This is a genomic window from Kribbella sp. NPDC050470 (genome assembly GCF_044458365.1).
Lineage (GTDB): Bacteria > Actinomycetota > Actinomycetes > Propionibacteriales > Kribbellaceae > Kribbella.
Genome location: NZ_JBITHV010000001.1, coordinates 421411 through 435055, shown reverse-complemented (window position 1 = coordinate 435055; position 13645 = coordinate 421411). Strand labels below are relative to the sequence as shown.

Below are 13645 nucleotides of genomic sequence, written 5' to 3'. Positions count from 1 at the left end.
CCTTGTCCTGCTCCTCGTTACTCGGTCGGGTCGACGTAGACCGCGTTGCGGTCGACGGTGAGGTAGGCGTCCATGCCGATCGGGCGGCGGCGTTCCTCGGCGAGCTGCCCGAGCAGGCCGGCGGCCCGGGCCAGCAAGGCGAAGCCGCGCAGCAGCTCGACCGGCAGCCCGAGGTCGGCGAGCGCGGCGCCGCAGACCCCGGCGCCGTTCAACGGAAGCTTGCGGCCGAGCACCTGCTCGTGCACCCGCCCGATCGCCTGGAACAACTCCAGGTGCGGTCCGAGCAGACCCTCTTCGGTTGCGATGCGGATCAGCACCGGTGTGCGCGGATCCTGAACCTTGTGCACGGGATGCCCGAGCCCGGGAACGAACTTGCTGTCGGCCTTCGCCTGCTGCACAACCTCGAGCGCCAGTGCGTCCCAGCCGGCGTCATCGGTCGGCAACTCGCGCCCTTCGATCGCCCGGTGCAGGAACATCCCGCAGTCCTCGGTGACGCCAAGGAAGCGGGAGCCGCCACCCAGCAGGCCGGCGGCGAGCGCACCCTGCAACGAGTCGGGCGCCGACAGATAGGTGAGCCGCGCGGCAATCGCCGTCGGCGTGAAGCCGTGATCGGCCAGCGCGACCAGCACGGCCTCGAAGAGCCGGGTCTCCGACGGCGTCGGCCGGCGCAGGGCGACCAGCCAGAAGGCGAGCTCGCCGAAGCCGACCTTGCCCATCAGGTCGGCCGTCAGATCCTGACCGAGCAGGTGGATCTCGTCGGCGGTCGACGTACCGAGGGACGTCGGAAAGGTCGTCATGCCGAACGCTCCTCGTCGGTCAGCCAGCGGCGCAGCTCGGCGCCGTGCTCGTCCAGCTCCGGCGGTGGCAGCCGGTACGACGGCTGCGTCTCGGAGAACGTGATCGGGTTCCGCACGGTCGGGATGTCGCCGACCGTCACCACCGGGTCGAGCCCGATGTCCTCGGCGAAGGCGACCCCGCTGTCGATCGTGTTGATCGGCCCGCACGGGACGCCGGCGGCAATGATGTCGCGGAACCACTCCATCCGGGTCCTGGTCCGCAGCCGCTCGACCAGCAACGGCCGCAGCTCCTCCCGGTTCGCGGTGCGCTTCTCGTTCTGGTCGAACCTGTCGTCGTCAGCGAGCTCGGGGACGCCGAGCACCTCGGTCAGCCGCCGGAACTGGCCGTTGTTCCCGGCCGTGATGATCAACTCGCCGTCGGAGCACGGCAACGGCTCGTACGGGAACAGGCTGGGATGGCTGTTCCCCATCCGCAGCGGCACGACGCCGCCCGCGACGTACGCGCTCGACTGGTTCACCAGGCCGGAAAGCGCGGACGACAGCAGGTTGACCTCGACGTGTTGGCCGCGACCGGTCTCGTGCCGGGCGTTCAGCGCGGACAGCACGCCGATCGTCGCGTGCAGCCCGGCCATCACGTCGAACACCGAGATCCCGGCCCGGAACGGCTCACCGTCCGGGTCTCCGGTGAGGCTCATCAGTCCGGAGATGGCCTGCACGATCAGGTCGTACCCCGGCAGCACGGCCCCCTTCGGCCCACTGCCGAAGCCGCTGATCGACGCGTAGACGACCCGTGGGTTCGAGGCCGCGACCGTGTCGTAGTCCAGCCCGAACCGGGCCAGCCCGCCGGGCTTGAAGTTCTCCAGCACGACGTCGGCCCGCCGGGCCAGCTCCTGTGCCGCGGCCAGGTCCTTCGGCTCCTTCAGGTCGAGCGCGATCGATCGCTTGTTCCGGTTCACCGCGAGGTAGTACGTCGAGATGCCGTCCCGGACCGGTGGCTGCCACGAGCGGGTGTCGTCACCGCCGGGCGCCTCGACCTTGACCACCTCGGCGCCGAGGTCGGCCAGCAGCATGGTCGCGTACGGGCCGGCCAGGATCCGGGAGAAGTCGGCGACCAGCAACCCGGCCAGCGGTCCCCGCGAGTCCGGCGCAGCATCGGGCACGACCTCACTCCTTCCGGACACTTGTCCGCACCTGCTTCGTCGCCTCAGTCTGCGAGCGCCACTCCAGGCTGTCAAGGCACGGGCTCCGAGGCCTTGACACCGCGCGGACATCGCTCGGATAGTGAGGATGGAGCCGTGGTGACCGGCATACGGACGTATGTCCGGCCAGAGCCTGGAGGGGATCATGACGACTGCCGAGACGCCGGTGGCGGGCCGGCCGGTACTGCTGCGCGGCGGGACCGTGCTGACCATGGACGACAACCACACCGTGCTGACCGAGAGCGACGTACTGGTCGTGGACGATCGGATCGAGGCCGTCGGCGGGTCGGTCGACGCCCCCGACGGGACGCAGGAGATCGACGCCCGCGGCGGCATCGTGATGCCGGGCATGATCGACACGCACCGGCACATGTGGCAGACCGCGATGCGCGCGTACGGCGCCGACTGGACGCTGACGCAGTACTTCGTCTGGTACTACCTCGAGCACGGCAAGACCTTCCGGCCCGAGGACATCCACGCCGGCAACCTCACGTCCGCGTGGGAGTCGCTCGAGGCCGGTATCACCACCACCGTCGACTGGTCGCACGGGCTGCAGTCCGTCGACCACGCCGAAGCGGCCGTCGACGCGCTGCGCTCCGTGCCGGGCCGGTTTGTTCTTGCCTACGGCAACATTCAGGCCGGGCCGTGGGAGTGGACCGCGGAGCCGTCCGTCCGCGCCTTCCTGGAACGCCTGCGCGACGACGGCCAACTGGGTCTCCAGCTGGCCTTCGACGTCACCGGCGATCCGTCGTTCCCCGAGCGGGCAGCCTTCGAGGTGGCGCGGGAGCTGGGCGTCGGCGTGACCACGCACGCCGGTGTCTGGGGTGCGACGAACGACGACGGCATCCGGCTGATGCACGAGAACGGCTTCATGACGCCGCAGAACATCTACGTGCACGCGGCGACGCTGACCGAGGACTCCTACCAGCGGATCGCCGCGACCGGCGGCTCGGTGTCGGTGTCGACGGAGTCCGAGCAGAGCGCGGGACAGGGCTACCCGCCCACCTGGCAGGTCCGCAAGTACGCCATCCCGGTGTCGCTGTCGCAGGACACCAGCGTGTGGTGGAGCGGCGACCTGTTCAGCGCGATGCGTACGACGCTCGGCGCCGACCGGGCCCGCGAGCACCTCGAGGCCCACATGAAGGGCGACACCGTGACGCACAGCCACCTGCGCGCGGAGCACGTCGTCGACTGGGCCACCCGCGGCGGCGCTAAGGCGATCGGCCGGGACGACCTCGGCAGCCTCGAGCCCGGCAAGAAGGCGGACGTCGTGCTGATCAAGAACGATGACTCACCGGTGTCGTTCCCGCTGGTCAACCCTTACGGGCACGTGGCGTTCCAGGCGCAGCGCGGCGATGTGCACACCGTGCTGGTCGACGGCCGGGTCGTGAAGTACGCGAACAAGCTGGTCGGCGTCGACCTTCCCGCCGTACGGCGGAGTGTCGAGGCGACGGTGGACTTCCTGCGCGGCGCGCTCGGCGACGAGGCGTGGGCCGCCGGGATGAACCCGGACCTGCCCAAGGACGAGGTGTTCGACAACCCGTACCAGTACACCGAGTACAAGTCCGAGTCGACGCGCGAGGCCCGCGGCACGATCTTCGGCGAGTGAACTCAGTAGGCTGCGGTACGTCGTACGACCTGGAGGCAGGAACTGATGGCAGGACGGGGCGCGGGCCCGGATTTCGTCGAGTCGCTGGCTCGCGGGCTGGACGTGCTCGCCTGCTTCGACGCGAACCACCGCGCGATGTCGCTGTCCGAGGTGGCGGCCGCGGCCGGGCTGGCCCGGCCGACGGCACGCCGGCTGCTGCTGACGCTGGAGGAGCTGGGCTTCGTCCGGTCGACCGACGGCTCGTTCCAGCTGACCCCGAAGGTGCTGACGCTCGGCATGGCGTACGTCGGCGCCCTCGGGCTGTGGGACATCGCGAAACCGCACCTCGAGGCGCTGGTGGCGCGCACCGGCGAGTCGTCGTCGATGGCGCAGCTCGACGGCTCCGACATCGTCTACGTCGCCCGGGTGTCGGTGCCGAAGATCATCGCGCTGCGGGTCGACATCGGCACCCGCTTCCCGGCCGCCCAGACCTCCCAGGGCAAGGTCCTGCTCGCCGCCCTCTCCCCCGCTGAGCTCGCCGACACCCTCGCTTTGCCGAGCCGGGCCGGCCTGCCGCCGTACATCGGCCGGAGCGCCGAGCAGCTTCGCGACGAGCTGACCGAGATCCGCGCCCGCGGCTGGGCACTGGCCGACGAGGAGCTCGCCCCCGGCGTCCGCTCGGTCGCGGCCCCGGTCCGCGACGGCGCCGGAATCGTCCGCGCCGCCATGAACGTCACCGTCCACGCCGCGGAGACCAGCACCGACAAACTCCTCCACGACCACCTCCCGCTGCTCCTGCGCACCGCCGGCGACGTCAGCGCCGAATGGGCGCTGTACCAGTCACGCCCTCACCACGAGCTACCCCAGCCCAAGACCGAGTCCTCGGCCTGACCAGCAGCCAGATCGCGAGGAGGAGCTCGCCGATGAAGGTGTAGGTGGAGTTGGTGAGGTCTTGGGCGAAGAAGGTGGCGAAGGCGTCGGTGAGGTAGCCGAGGCCGGCGATGACCAGTAGGGCGGCCAGCCATCTGGTGGTGCGGGCGGTCAGGTAGCCGAGCAGGATCAGGTGGACGCCGAAGAGGCCCAGGCCGGCGCGCCAGAGGTCCGAGAAGGCGTCGGTCGAGGCTTGCAGAAGTTGGCCGATCGCGACCATGAAGACAGTTGCGTAGACGAGCCTGAAAGCTGCGGCCATGAACGAGACTGTCCGGTCGATCGGCTCGAAGACGCGGTAAAGGGCGCAGGCGACGACGACGTCGAGGACGACGACCAGGAACAGGCTCGCGACCCCGGCCCGGAAGAGGTCGTCACTGCTGTCCGACGTGGTGAGGTTGCCGAACCCGGCCAAGGCTGCCATCAGCAGCAGGCCTACTCCCCCGGTGATGCTCCAAGCCCGCACGGCGTACCCTCCCATGGTTTCGTACTAAGTACGGCAAAGGTAACGTACTTAGTACGAAAGCGCGAGAGGCAACCTCAGAAGACGACGGTCCACCCTGAGAGTTCGGCCTGCGCGGCGGTGTAGGAGACGCCGTGGACCTTCAGGCCCTGCGGGTCCAGCAGGGTGATCTCACCGCCCTTGTTGCCCAGCTGGACGTTCGGCGGCAGCGGTACGGCGAGGGTCGCGCCGGCCGCGAGGACACCGCCGGGGACCGGGCCGACGTGCAAGGCGCGATCGACGAGGTGCCAGCCGGTGAGATCGACGGCGTCGGGTGACGCGTTCAGCAAGGTGACGGTCTCCGCCTCGGGGGCGGGACCGACCGGGTTGACCAGCGCGGCCACGATCCGGACCGGCTCGGCGCCGAACTCCTCGACCGGCGCGTCGACGAGCGCGTGCCCGGTCACGTCGTCGGTATGCCACGACTGGCTCTGGAACGCGAGGAAGATCCCCACCCACCGTTGCTGGTCCGGCAGCGCGATGATCAGCGCGCCGTCCTGCCAGACCCCGTCGTCCTTGCGGAAGGCGCCGACGTTGCCCTGGTTCATGTGGATGTCGTGCACCCCGTTCCCCGGCCGGAAGCCGAAGATCTTGTCCGGTACGGCGCTCTCCGGGCCCCACCGCTCCCCGAACGCGTAAACGATCGCGGCCGGCTCGCGGATCGCCCGCCGTACCTGGTCGTCGAGCAGGTCGGACAGGTCGTTGCCCGGCCCTTCGAGATCATGCGGCAGTGGCCGGAGCAGCGCGCGGTCGAAGAGCGTCTGCCGGACGTAGTCGAGGTTCACGCCCCGCGGCCCGGTGTCGAGCCGGTGCCACCCCGGGGCGAGCACGCTCAACTGCGCCGTGACCGGGTGCCGGAAGTCCTCGTCGACCCGGAACAGCAGCTCCGACGGGTACTCCTTCGACCGCACGTTCACCGCGATCCGGTAGTCCACCCCGTCCGCGTCCCGCAGCTGCACCTGGTAGTGCGGCGTGTCCGTCCCACCCTCGCGACGCGCGTCGACGGCCCGGCCGGCGAGCACGCCGTACGACTTCAGCGGCATGAGTTGCCCTTCCCCGGCCTCACCCGTCCGGGATGAGGTCGTTGCCGTTATGGGGGCTCTACCGTCGATTCACCGCAGGAGACAGGAGGGGACATGGTCGGGAATACGCAGAGGAGTCCGGAGCAGGTGTCCGGCTGGGCGGTCGGTGGGATCACGTTCGCGGCGACGATGCTGGTGCTGATCGGGCTGTTCCAGTCGATCACCGGCCTGGTGGCGATCATCGACGACGAGTTCTTCGTGGTGGTCCGCTCGTACACCTTCGATTTCGACACCACCGTCTGGGGCTGGATCCACCTGGTCCTCGGCGTGCTGCTGATCGTGGTCGGGATCGCGCTGTTCCGGCGGTCGACCTGGGCCGGGATCAGCGCGCTGTTCCTGTCCGTGCTGAGCGCGGTCGACAACTTCTTCTTCATCCCGTACTACCCGTTCTGGTCGCTGCTGCTGATCGGCCTGAACGTGTGGGTGATCTGGTCGCTGACCCGCCCGGGCGCGATCCGCACCTGAACCGAACGGCCCGCGCCGGGTGCTCCCGGCGCGGGCGACGCTCAGAGAGTGTCGTCGTCCGGAGGTCGCCGGGGCTCGTCGCCGGCGGCCTCCGGTCCGTCTGCCTTCTGCGCGTCGGCGATCTGCTCGGCGAGGACCTTCGGGTCGACCGTGGCCAGCGCGGCCTTCACCACGGCGTCCAGGTCCACCCGCTCGAGGACGAGCGCGGTCAGGTCGACGTTGGCCAGCGCGGCCTCGACGTCCTTGGCGATCGCACCGGCGAGGTCCGTCCGCCGGACCCCTTCGGCCACGACCATCGGCAGCACAACGTCGAGCAGCGGGCTGAACACGAGCCGCAGCACCGACCGGGTCCGTTGCGTCAGCACGTCCGCAACGGTCCCGGCCAGCGCGGTCGCGGTGGCACCCGGTGAGCTCGCGCCGGTCCGCGGCTCAGCCGACTCGGTCCGCGGCTCAGCCGACTCGCTGGCCATTGCCAACCGTCGTCGCGCTGCCGAGCGCCTGCGCCTTCAGCGTGTCGTACTCGGCTTGGGTGATGGCGCCGGAGTCGAGCAGCGACCGGGCCTGGCTGATCTGCTCGGCAGGTGTCGGGCCCGAGCTCTGACCGGCGACCTGCCGGATGTACTCGTCCTGCCGCTGCTGGTGCTCCACCGCTTCGCGCGCCGTACGCTCCGACATCCCCTTGCCGCGGGCGATCAGGTAGACGAGCGCGGTGAGCAGCGGCGCGATGAACATCGCTATCACCCAGATCGCCTTCACCCACCCGGAGAGGTCCCGGTCGCGGAACAGATCGGCGAAGATCCAGAACAGCATCATCAGGTACGCGACGAACGCGAAGCTGATGATGATGAACCACACAACATCCCAGAACGACATGGTCAGATTCCTCCTTCGGGCACGCAGCACGCACCCTCTGCGAGCAGTCTCGACCGCCGCCCGCCCGTCCCGCCTCATCTCCTGCGGATGACCTGCGGCGCCGCCGGCGGGTGCGCGGATCATCCGTGGCGGGGGATCCGGTGCCGTCTCCGCGCCTCCAGGGTGGTCGCACGAGAAGCCGACGCTGGGGAGGAGCCGAGCATGCCCGACGGGAGCAAGCCGAACATCCTGGTGATCTGGGGCGACGACATCGGTATCGCCAACCTGAGCTGCTACACCGGCGGGCTGATGGGCTACCGGACTCCGAATATCGACCGGCTGGCCGAGGAGGGGATGCGGTTCACCGACTCGTACGGCGAGCAGTCGTGCACGGCGGGCCGGGCGTCGTTCATCACCGGGCAGAGCGTGTACCGCACCGGGCTCAGCAAGGTCGGCGTCCCCGGTGCGGACATCGGCCTGCGCGCGGAGCACCCGACGATCGCCGAGCTGCTGAAGCCGCTCGGCTACGCGACCGGGCAGTTCGGCAAGAACCACCTCGGCGACAAGAACGAGTTCCTGCCGACCGTGCACGGGTTCGACGAGTTCTACGGCAGCCTCTACCACCTGAACGCCGAGGAGGAGCCGGAGCAGCCGAACTACCCGTCCCCGGAGGACTTCCCGCACTACCGGGCCCGCTACGGTCCGCGGGGTGTGCTGCGGACCTGGGCGACCGACAAGGAGGACGAGAACGTCGACGAGCGGTTCGGACGGGTCGGCAAGCAGCGCATCGAGGACACCGGCCCGCTGACAAAGAAGCGGATGGAGACGATCGACGACGACACGGTCGCCGCCGCGATGGACTTCATCCGGCGGAAGACCGCCGAGCAGACCCCGTTCTTCGTCTGGATGAACACCACCCACATGCACCTGCGCACGCATCCGAAGCCGGAGAGCGTCGGCCAGGCCGGCCGGTGGCAGTCGACCTACCACGACACGATGATCGACCACGACAAGCACGTCGGGCTGTTGCTCGACCAACTCGACGAGCTCGGCATCGCGGACGACACGATCGTCATCTACAGCACCGACAACGGCCCGCACATGAACACCTGGCCGGACGGCGGGATGACACCGTTCCGGAGCGAGAAGAACACCAACTGGGAGGGCGCCTTCCGGGTCCCGGAGCTGATCCGCTGGCCCGGCAAGATCCCGGCCGGCGTGGTCTCGAACGAGATCGTCCAGCACCACGACTGGCTGCCGACCCTCGTCGCCGCGGCCGGCGACCCGGACATCGTCGACAAGCTGAAGACCGGGCACACCGCCGACTTCCTGCTGGACAACGCCTACCTCGTCTTCTCCGCGAGCCAGCTGATCGGCGAGTTCCTGGCCACCTTCGAGGAGTTCCCGCCCCGGCAGCGCGCGGCCTCGTTCACCATCGATCAGGCGCTGGAGAAGCTCCAGGCCGCCCTGACAGCGGGCCAGTAGTCCCGTGATGACGCCGTACCGTGTTTCGGCGCCGCCGGCAGTCCGCGTGCCCGGCGGGGTCTTCACGCTGGGCTCGGACCGGCATTACGCCGAGGAGCGCCCGGTCCGCCGGGTCGAGGTCGCTGAGTTCACCATCGATCCGTACCAGGTGACGAACCGGCAGTACGCCGAGTTCGTCGGCGACACCCGCTACGTCACGGTGGCCGAGCGACCGCTGAACCCGGCCGACTTCCCGGGCGCTCCCGCGGAGAACCTCGCCCCGGGCTCGATGGTGTTCACGCGAACGCCCGGACCGGTCGACCTGCGGCATCTGAGCCAGTGGTGGACCTGGACGCCGGGCGCCAGTTGGCGGCGTCCGCAGGGACCCGGCTCGGATCTCAGTGGTCGTGGCGAGCATCCCGTCGTCCACGTGGCGTACGACGATGCGCTGGCGTACTGCGACTGGGCCGGCGGGGCGCTGCCGACGGAGGCACAGTGGGAGGTCGCGGCACGCGGGGGGCTCGAGTCGGCGACGTACGTCTGGGGTGACGAGCCCGAGCAGCCCGGGCACCGGCTGGCGAACTACTGGCACGGCGACTTCCCGTGGCGGCCGGAAACCGGGTACGGGACGACGGCGCCGGTGGGGTCGTTCCCGCCGAACGGCTACGGGCTGTACGACATGGCCGGGAACGTGTGGGAGTGGACCAGCGACTGGTACAGCTCGGAGCCGGAACCGGGCCACGGCTGCTGCGTCCCGGAGGAGGCGAGCCTGGACCCGGCGCAGCCGCAGTTCCGGATCCCGCGGAAGGTGATCAAAGGCGGCTCGTTCCTCTGCGCCGACAGCTACTGCCTGCGCTACCGGCCCGCGGCCCGGCGTCCACAGATGGTCGACACCGGGATGAGCCACCTCGGCTTCCGGTGCGTGCGATGACCCATCCCGAGCTCGCGAACACTCCCGGCCGGCTGATCGGCCGGATCGCCGGCAAGGTCACCGGCCGGGTGGTCGAGACCGTCCAGCCGGACATCATCCTCGAGCACGTGGACGTCGAAGCCCTGGTCGACCGGATCGACCTGAACCGGCTGCTGACCCGGATCGACATCGACCGGCTGCTGACCCGGATCGACATCGACCAGCTGGTCGTGCGCATCGACATGGACCAACTGCTGGACCGGGTCGACCTGGACCGGCTCACGGACCGGATCGATCTCAACCGGCTGCTGGCGCGGGTCGACATGGACGCGCTGCTCCGGGACGTGGATCTGGAGGAGGTGGTCCGGCGCTCCGGCATCCCGGATATCGTTGCCGAGAGCACCAGTCAGATGGCCGGCTCGGCCCTTGACCTGGTCCGGCGGCAACTGGCCGGCCTGGACGCCGTACTCGACCGGGTGATCGGCCGGATCCTGCGCCGGCACACCCCGTCGCAGCCGTCGGCGCCACGGCTGCTGGCCGGGCCGGAGCAGGCATGAACGCGCGGCTGACCGTCACCGGTCACTACGCGGGGGCCATCAGCCGGGCGGTGGCCGCCGTACTCGACGTGGTCTTCGTGTTCGTGTCGTACACGCTCGGGCTCGCCGGGCTCGACCTGCTGACCACCGCGTTCTTCGATGTGTCGTTGCGGGGTGATCCGAACGCGCCGGTGGCGACGATCGCCTTGCTGAGCTGGGCCTTCTGCTACACCTTCGGGTGCCTGGCGATCGCCGGGCGGACGCCCGGGAAGGGCATCGTCGGCCTGCGGGTGGTGCGTAAGGACGGCAGCACACTGCGGACCGGGCGGGCGTTGCTGCGGGTGTGCGTGCTCCCGCTGAGCTTGCTGCTGTTCGGCCTGGGGTTCGTGCTGATCATCTTCCAGCGCGAGCATCGTGCGCTGCACGACCTGATCGCCGGGACCGCGGTCGTCTACGACTGGGGTGAGCGGCCGGCCGAGCTGCCCGGGCCGCTGTCCGACTTCCTCCGGCGCGCCAACGTGGAGGGTCGATGAGGAGGATCGCCTGGTTGCTGCTCGCCGTCCTGGTCGCCGGTTGCACCGAGACGACCGCGGTCAACCAGGACACGATGGACAAGGACATCCAGAGCGCCGTCGAGGTCGTGGACGACTTCTGGCGGCAGACCTTCCCAGAGGCCTTCGGCGAGCCGTACGAGAGCCCGCGGGTGGCCGGCGGCTACACCGGCGTCGACGGGCCACAGTGTGCCGGCGAACGGTCCGTGCCGTTCAACGCGTACTACTGCCCGACTGGTGACTACATCGCGTGGGACGAGGACCTGATGGCCGCCGGCTACAGCCAGATCGGCGACGCGTGGGTCTACCTGATCATCGCCCACGAGTGGGCACATGCGATCCAGGCCCGGCTCGACACCGACCAGGTCTCCGTCGCGGCCGAACTGCAGGCCGACTGCCTGGCCGGCGCCTCCCTCCAAGGCGCCGCGGAGACGGGCAGGATCGCCATCGAGCCCGGTGACGCCCAGGAGCTCGCGCAGACGCTCGCGGCGGTCGCGGACGAGTACCCGTGGACCAGGGTGAGCGACCACGGGAACATCCAGGAGCGGACCTCGGCGTTCAGTCTCGGCGTCAACCGCGGGGTCGAGGCCTGCATCAGCTAGCGCGCTCCCGCTGCTCGTCGTGCCTGGCCAGCGCGGCGCCCAGTTGGGCGCCGACCACGGCCGAGCCGACGATCACCAGGGCCAGGATGACGAGCCACGAGATGATCGCGATCGCCACGCCGATGACGCCGTACCGTTCGGTGTTCTGCTCGATCAGGTACGGGACGTACCTCGCACCCACCGCGCTGACGGTCGTCTGCGCCAGCGCGCTCACCACTGCTCCCGGCAACAGCAACCGCCAGGCGACACGGCGGCTCAGCAACAGCCACGCACCGAGCCACCACCCCGGTACCGCAGCGCAGGTCTGCAGGGCCAGCGTGACGAGCACGCCGCCCGGCAGGTCGTCGGCCAGGCTCGCGATCGAGGCCAGCACGACCAGGGCCAGGAGCAGCAGGAAGGCGCCCTGGATGCCGTCGACGGTACGGCGTAGTCCGCGCGCGGGCAGGTCCCACGCCACCTCGTAGGTCCGCTGGATCGACCGGGCGAAACTGCTCGCGGAGATCAGCACCGTCAGGACGCTGAGGATGGTCAGACCGCCCGAGCTGGACGGCGGCCGGGAGAACAGCGAGCGGACCGTGTCGGCCGTCGTACCGGTCAGGCCGAACCGGGTGATCATCCAGTTGGCGACCGCTTCGGCATCGGACGTGCTCAGCAGGGTCGCGACGACGATCAGCAGCGGGACCAGCGCAATGAAGGCCTTCCCAGCGATCGACAGGGCCCGGTCGTACAGCCGGATCTGCAGCGCCGCGATCACGATGCGCCAGACGATGCTGCCCTGCACCCACGTCCAGCCCTGCTGCACCCGCGGGTGCTCCACCCACCGCTGCTTCATCACTTCGACGCTAGCCAAGCGCGCGGCCGCCGTACTCATCCCTGACGGGTGACAGCAGGTCCGACCTGGGGTTGGATGCCGCCATGGACCGACTGACTGATGCTGAGGTAGCGATCGATGCGGCTGCGGCGGGGGCGGACGTCGTGCGGCGGATGTACGGCGGCGCCCTCAGCCACTTCGACAAGTCGCCGACAGACTTTGCCACCGAGGCCGACCTGGAGTCGGAGCGGGCGATCCTCGAGGTCATCCGCGCGGCGCGCCCGGACGACGCGGTGATCGGCGAGGAGTACGGCGCCAGCGGCACCGCAGCCCGCACCTGGCTCGTGGACCCGCTCTGCGGCACCCTCAACTTCGCCGCCCAGACCCCACTCTTCTCCGTCAACGTAGCCCTCCCCAGCACCGGCGTCGCCGCCGTCGCCGACCCGCTCACCAACGAACTCCTCTGGACCGACGGCACCACCACCCACCTCCGCGGCCTTTCGCCGACCGACCTGCCGGCGACGCCCTCTGCCGCATCGCGTCTGGTCGACGTGGACATCGACGCTCCGCAGGGGACCGACTTTCTCGGCGCGCAACTGCTGGCCGACGAGAAGTTCCTGGCGGCGTTCGGCGGCCGGGTGTCCTCGACGACCCTCGCCCTCGCCTGGGTCGCCATCGGCCGCCGGGCCGCGTACATCGCCGACGGCGATCTCCTCGACAGCGTCCACTTCGCCGCCGGCATCGCCGTGTGCCAAGCCGCCGGCTGCACCGTCACCGATTTCCGCGGCAACCCCGTGCACACCGGTCCCGGCCTGATCGCCACCGCCGACCCCACCACCCACCAGCGGCTGCTCGACCTGGTCGCCCCACACCTCTGAGCCCGAAGCAACCCCTATTTCGTGACCATCGGTTGACTGTCTGCGCGAGGTTTGCGGCTTAACCTTGGGATATGGCCACGTACGGGCACAGCCCTCGAGGCGATGTGGGGCTGCAGGAACTGATCGACGCGTCGCCGGCGCCACGGGCGCGGATGTCCGCCGCGGCCGAGATCGCGCTGGTCTGCGGCCTCGGAGCGGTGCTTACGGCAACGTTCTCGATCCTGTTCGGCGTCTCGCTGATCTTCGGCGCCGTCGCCGTACTCACCGGCCTGGTCGGCCTGGTCAGCACCCACCGTCCCGACATGGCCGGCTCGGCCCTCAACGTCCTGGGGCTCCTGCTGGGCCTGCTCGCCCTCGCCACCGTCGGGCTCCGCTACCTGGGCATCGACACCGCGGTCGGCGACCCCCTCCTGCCCTGGCTGACCGACCAACTCCACCACTGGAACACCAAACTCCCCCAGCCATAGCGGGTCCCCTAGTC

17 protein-coding genes are annotated in these 13645 nt (G+C 69.8%); 10 read left to right on the top strand and 7 right to left on the bottom strand.

Annotated elements, in window-relative coordinates; genetic code table 11:
- Nucleotides 1–17: 17 nt before the first annotated feature.
- Together ACIBGM_RS01945 and ACIBGM_RS01940 are read right to left on the bottom strand one after the other, a co-directional pair.
- A complete protein-coding gene (locus ACIBGM_RS01945; protein WP_396384178.1) occupies nucleotides 18–797 on the bottom strand; it encodes a citryl-CoA lyase in 780 nt (259 codons plus the stop codon).
- Nucleotides 794–1957, bottom strand: coding sequence for a CoA transferase (locus tag ACIBGM_RS01940; RefSeq protein WP_360515594.1), 1164 nt, complete (start codon nucleotides 1955–1957; stop codon nucleotides 794–796). Before ACIBGM_RS01940 ends, ACIBGM_RS01945 begins: the two co-directional genes overlap by 4 nt.
- Nucleotides 1958–2141: 184 nt before the next feature.
- Between ACIBGM_RS01940 and ACIBGM_RS01935 the strand changes: the two genes are divergently transcribed.
- Together ACIBGM_RS01935 and ACIBGM_RS01930 are read left to right on the top strand one after the other, a co-directional pair.
- Nucleotides 2142–3605 carry an amidohydrolase family protein gene (locus tag ACIBGM_RS01935; RefSeq protein ID WP_396384177.1) on the top strand — a complete coding sequence of 488 codons (1464 nt, stop codon included), beginning with the start codon at nucleotides 2142–2144 and terminating at the stop codon, nucleotides 3603–3605.
- 45 nt (nucleotides 3606–3650) lie between these two features.
- A complete protein-coding gene (locus tag ACIBGM_RS01930) occupies nucleotides 3651–4475 on the top strand; it encodes an IclR family transcriptional regulator C-terminal domain-containing protein (protein ID WP_396384176.1) in 825 nt (274 codons plus the stop codon).
- Here the strand turns inward: ACIBGM_RS01930 and ACIBGM_RS01925 are convergent.
- Together ACIBGM_RS01925 and ACIBGM_RS01920 are read right to left on the bottom strand one after the other, a co-directional pair.
- Nucleotides 4399–4992 carry a DUF4386 domain-containing protein gene (locus ACIBGM_RS01925; protein ID WP_396384175.1) on the bottom strand — a complete coding sequence of 198 codons (594 nt, stop codon included), beginning with the start codon at nucleotides 4990–4992 and terminating at the stop codon, nucleotides 4399–4401. The two genes, ACIBGM_RS01930 and ACIBGM_RS01925, sit on opposite strands and share 77 nt — an antisense overlap.
- Before the next feature lie 59 nt (nucleotides 4993–5051).
- Nucleotides 5052–6056: a DUF2278 family protein gene (locus ACIBGM_RS01920; protein WP_396384174.1), complete on the bottom strand. Its 1005-nt coding sequence runs from the start codon at nucleotides 6054–6056 to the stop codon at nucleotides 5052–5054.
- Nucleotides 6057–6149: 93 nt separating this feature from the next.
- Between ACIBGM_RS01920 and ACIBGM_RS01915 the strand changes: the two genes are divergently transcribed.
- Nucleotides 6150–6560: a hypothetical protein gene (locus ACIBGM_RS01915; RefSeq protein ID WP_360515579.1), complete on the top strand. Its 411-nt coding sequence runs from the start codon at nucleotides 6150–6152 to the stop codon at nucleotides 6558–6560.
- A gap of 41 nt (nucleotides 6561–6601) precedes the next feature.
- On the opposite strand, the gene ACIBGM_RS01910 is transcribed toward ACIBGM_RS01915, so the two are convergent.
- Nucleotides 6602–7030, bottom strand: a complete 429-nt coding sequence (locus ACIBGM_RS01910; protein WP_360515576.1) for a hypothetical protein — start codon at nucleotides 7028–7030, stop codon at nucleotides 6602–6604.
- A complete protein-coding gene (locus tag ACIBGM_RS01905) occupies nucleotides 7011–7433 on the bottom strand; it encodes an SHOCT domain-containing protein (RefSeq protein ID WP_396384173.1) in 423 nt (140 codons plus the stop codon). The genes ACIBGM_RS01910 and ACIBGM_RS01905 overlap by 20 nt, the downstream gene beginning before the upstream one ends.
- Before the next feature lie 201 nt (nucleotides 7434–7634).
- Here ACIBGM_RS01905 and ACIBGM_RS01900 point away from each other — a divergent pair, with 201 nt between their 5' ends.
- The 5 genes from ACIBGM_RS01900 to ACIBGM_RS01880 are packed head-to-tail and all read left to right on the top strand — an operon-like array spanning nucleotide 7635 to nucleotide 11475.
- Nucleotides 7635–8897 carry an arylsulfatase gene (locus ACIBGM_RS01900; protein ID WP_396384172.1) on the top strand — a complete coding sequence of 421 codons (1263 nt, stop codon included), beginning with the start codon at nucleotides 7635–7637 and terminating at the stop codon, nucleotides 8895–8897.
- 7 nt (nucleotides 8898–8904) lie between these two features.
- Complete coding sequence (locus ACIBGM_RS01895; protein WP_396384171.1) at nucleotides 8905–9807, top strand: formylglycine-generating enzyme family protein; 903 nt, start codon at nucleotides 8905–8907, stop codon at nucleotides 9805–9807.
- Nucleotides 9804–10343, top strand: a complete 540-nt coding sequence (locus tag ACIBGM_RS01890) for a hypothetical protein (protein ID WP_360515564.1) — start codon at nucleotides 9804–9806, stop codon at nucleotides 10341–10343. The genes ACIBGM_RS01895 and ACIBGM_RS01890 overlap by 4 nt, the downstream gene beginning before the upstream one ends.
- Complete coding sequence (locus tag ACIBGM_RS01885) at nucleotides 10340–10855, top strand: RDD family protein (RefSeq protein WP_360515561.1); 516 nt, start codon at nucleotides 10340–10342, stop codon at nucleotides 10853–10855. Before ACIBGM_RS01890 ends, ACIBGM_RS01885 begins: the two co-directional genes overlap by 4 nt.
- A complete protein-coding gene (locus ACIBGM_RS01880; RefSeq protein WP_396384170.1) occupies nucleotides 10852–11475 on the top strand; it encodes a neutral zinc metallopeptidase in 624 nt (207 codons plus the stop codon). The genes ACIBGM_RS01885 and ACIBGM_RS01880 overlap by 4 nt, the downstream gene beginning before the upstream one ends.
- On the opposite strand, the gene ACIBGM_RS01875 is transcribed toward ACIBGM_RS01880, so the two are convergent.
- Complete coding sequence (locus ACIBGM_RS01875) at nucleotides 11468–12307, bottom strand: YhjD/YihY/BrkB family envelope integrity protein (protein ID WP_360515555.1); 840 nt, start codon at nucleotides 12305–12307, stop codon at nucleotides 11468–11470. The two genes, ACIBGM_RS01880 and ACIBGM_RS01875, sit on opposite strands and share 8 nt — an antisense overlap.
- Nucleotides 12308–12390: 83 nt before the next feature.
- On the opposite strand from ACIBGM_RS01875, the gene ACIBGM_RS01870 reads away from it, so the two are divergent.
- The gene (locus tag ACIBGM_RS01870; RefSeq protein WP_396384169.1) at nucleotides 12391–13164 is read left to right on the top strand and encodes an inositol monophosphatase family protein; all 774 of its coding nucleotides are present in this window, start codon (nucleotides 12391–12393) and stop codon (nucleotides 13162–13164) included.
- 71 nt (nucleotides 13165–13235) lie between these two features.
- On the top strand, nucleotides 13236–13631 hold the full coding sequence (locus ACIBGM_RS01865; RefSeq protein ID WP_396384168.1) for a hypothetical protein: 396 nt from the start codon (nucleotides 13236–13238) through the stop codon (nucleotides 13629–13631).
- Nucleotides 13632–13645 lie beyond the last annotated feature (14 nt).

Coding starts and splice junctions, on each gene's coding strand:
- ACIBGM_RS01925 (WP_396384175.1), bottom strand. CDS start 4,992: ATGGGAGGGTACGCCGTGCGGGCTTGGAGCATCACCGGGGGAGTAGGC.
- ACIBGM_RS01880 (WP_396384170.1), top strand. CDS start 10,852: ATGAGGAGGATCGCCTGGTTGCTGCTCGCCGTCCTGGTCGCCGGTTGC.
- ACIBGM_RS01895 (WP_396384171.1), top strand. CDS start 8,905: ATGACGCCGTACCGTGTTTCGGCGCCGCCGGCAGTCCGCGTGCCCGGC.
- ACIBGM_RS01900 (WP_396384172.1), top strand. CDS start 7,635: ATGCCCGACGGGAGCAAGCCGAACATCCTGGTGATCTGGGGCGACGAC.
- ACIBGM_RS01935 (WP_396384177.1), top strand. CDS start 2,142: ATGACGACTGCCGAGACGCCGGTGGCGGGCCGGCCGGTACTGCTGCGC.
- ACIBGM_RS01945 (WP_396384178.1), bottom strand. CDS start 797: ATGACGACCTTTCCGACGTCCCTCGGTACGTCGACCGCCGACGAGATC.
- ACIBGM_RS01910 (WP_360515576.1), bottom strand. CDS start 7,030: ATGGCCAGCGAGTCGGCTGAGCCGCGGACCGAGTCGGCTGAGCCGCGG.
- ACIBGM_RS01890 (WP_360515564.1), top strand. CDS start 9,804: ATGACCCATCCCGAGCTCGCGAACACTCCCGGCCGGCTGATCGGCCGG.
- ACIBGM_RS01875 (WP_360515555.1), bottom strand. CDS start 12,307: ATGAAGCAGCGGTGGGTGGAGCACCCGCGGGTGCAGCAGGGCTGGACG.
- ACIBGM_RS01905 (WP_396384173.1), bottom strand. CDS start 7,433: ATGTCGTTCTGGGATGTTGTGTGGTTCATCATCATCAGCTTCGCGTTC.
- ACIBGM_RS01865 (WP_396384168.1), top strand. CDS start 13,236: ATGGCCACGTACGGGCACAGCCCTCGAGGCGATGTGGGGCTGCAGGAA.
- ACIBGM_RS01870 (WP_396384169.1), top strand. CDS start 12,391: ATGGACCGACTGACTGATGCTGAGGTAGCGATCGATGCGGCTGCGGCG.
- ACIBGM_RS01885 (WP_360515561.1), top strand. CDS start 10,340: ATGAACGCGCGGCTGACCGTCACCGGTCACTACGCGGGGGCCATCAGC.
- ACIBGM_RS01930 (WP_396384176.1), top strand. CDS start 3,651: ATGGCAGGACGGGGCGCGGGCCCGGATTTCGTCGAGTCGCTGGCTCGC.
- ACIBGM_RS01915 (WP_360515579.1), top strand. CDS start 6,150: ATGGTCGGGAATACGCAGAGGAGTCCGGAGCAGGTGTCCGGCTGGGCG.
- ACIBGM_RS01920 (WP_396384174.1), bottom strand. CDS start 6,056: ATGCCGCTGAAGTCGTACGGCGTGCTCGCCGGCCGGGCCGTCGACGCG.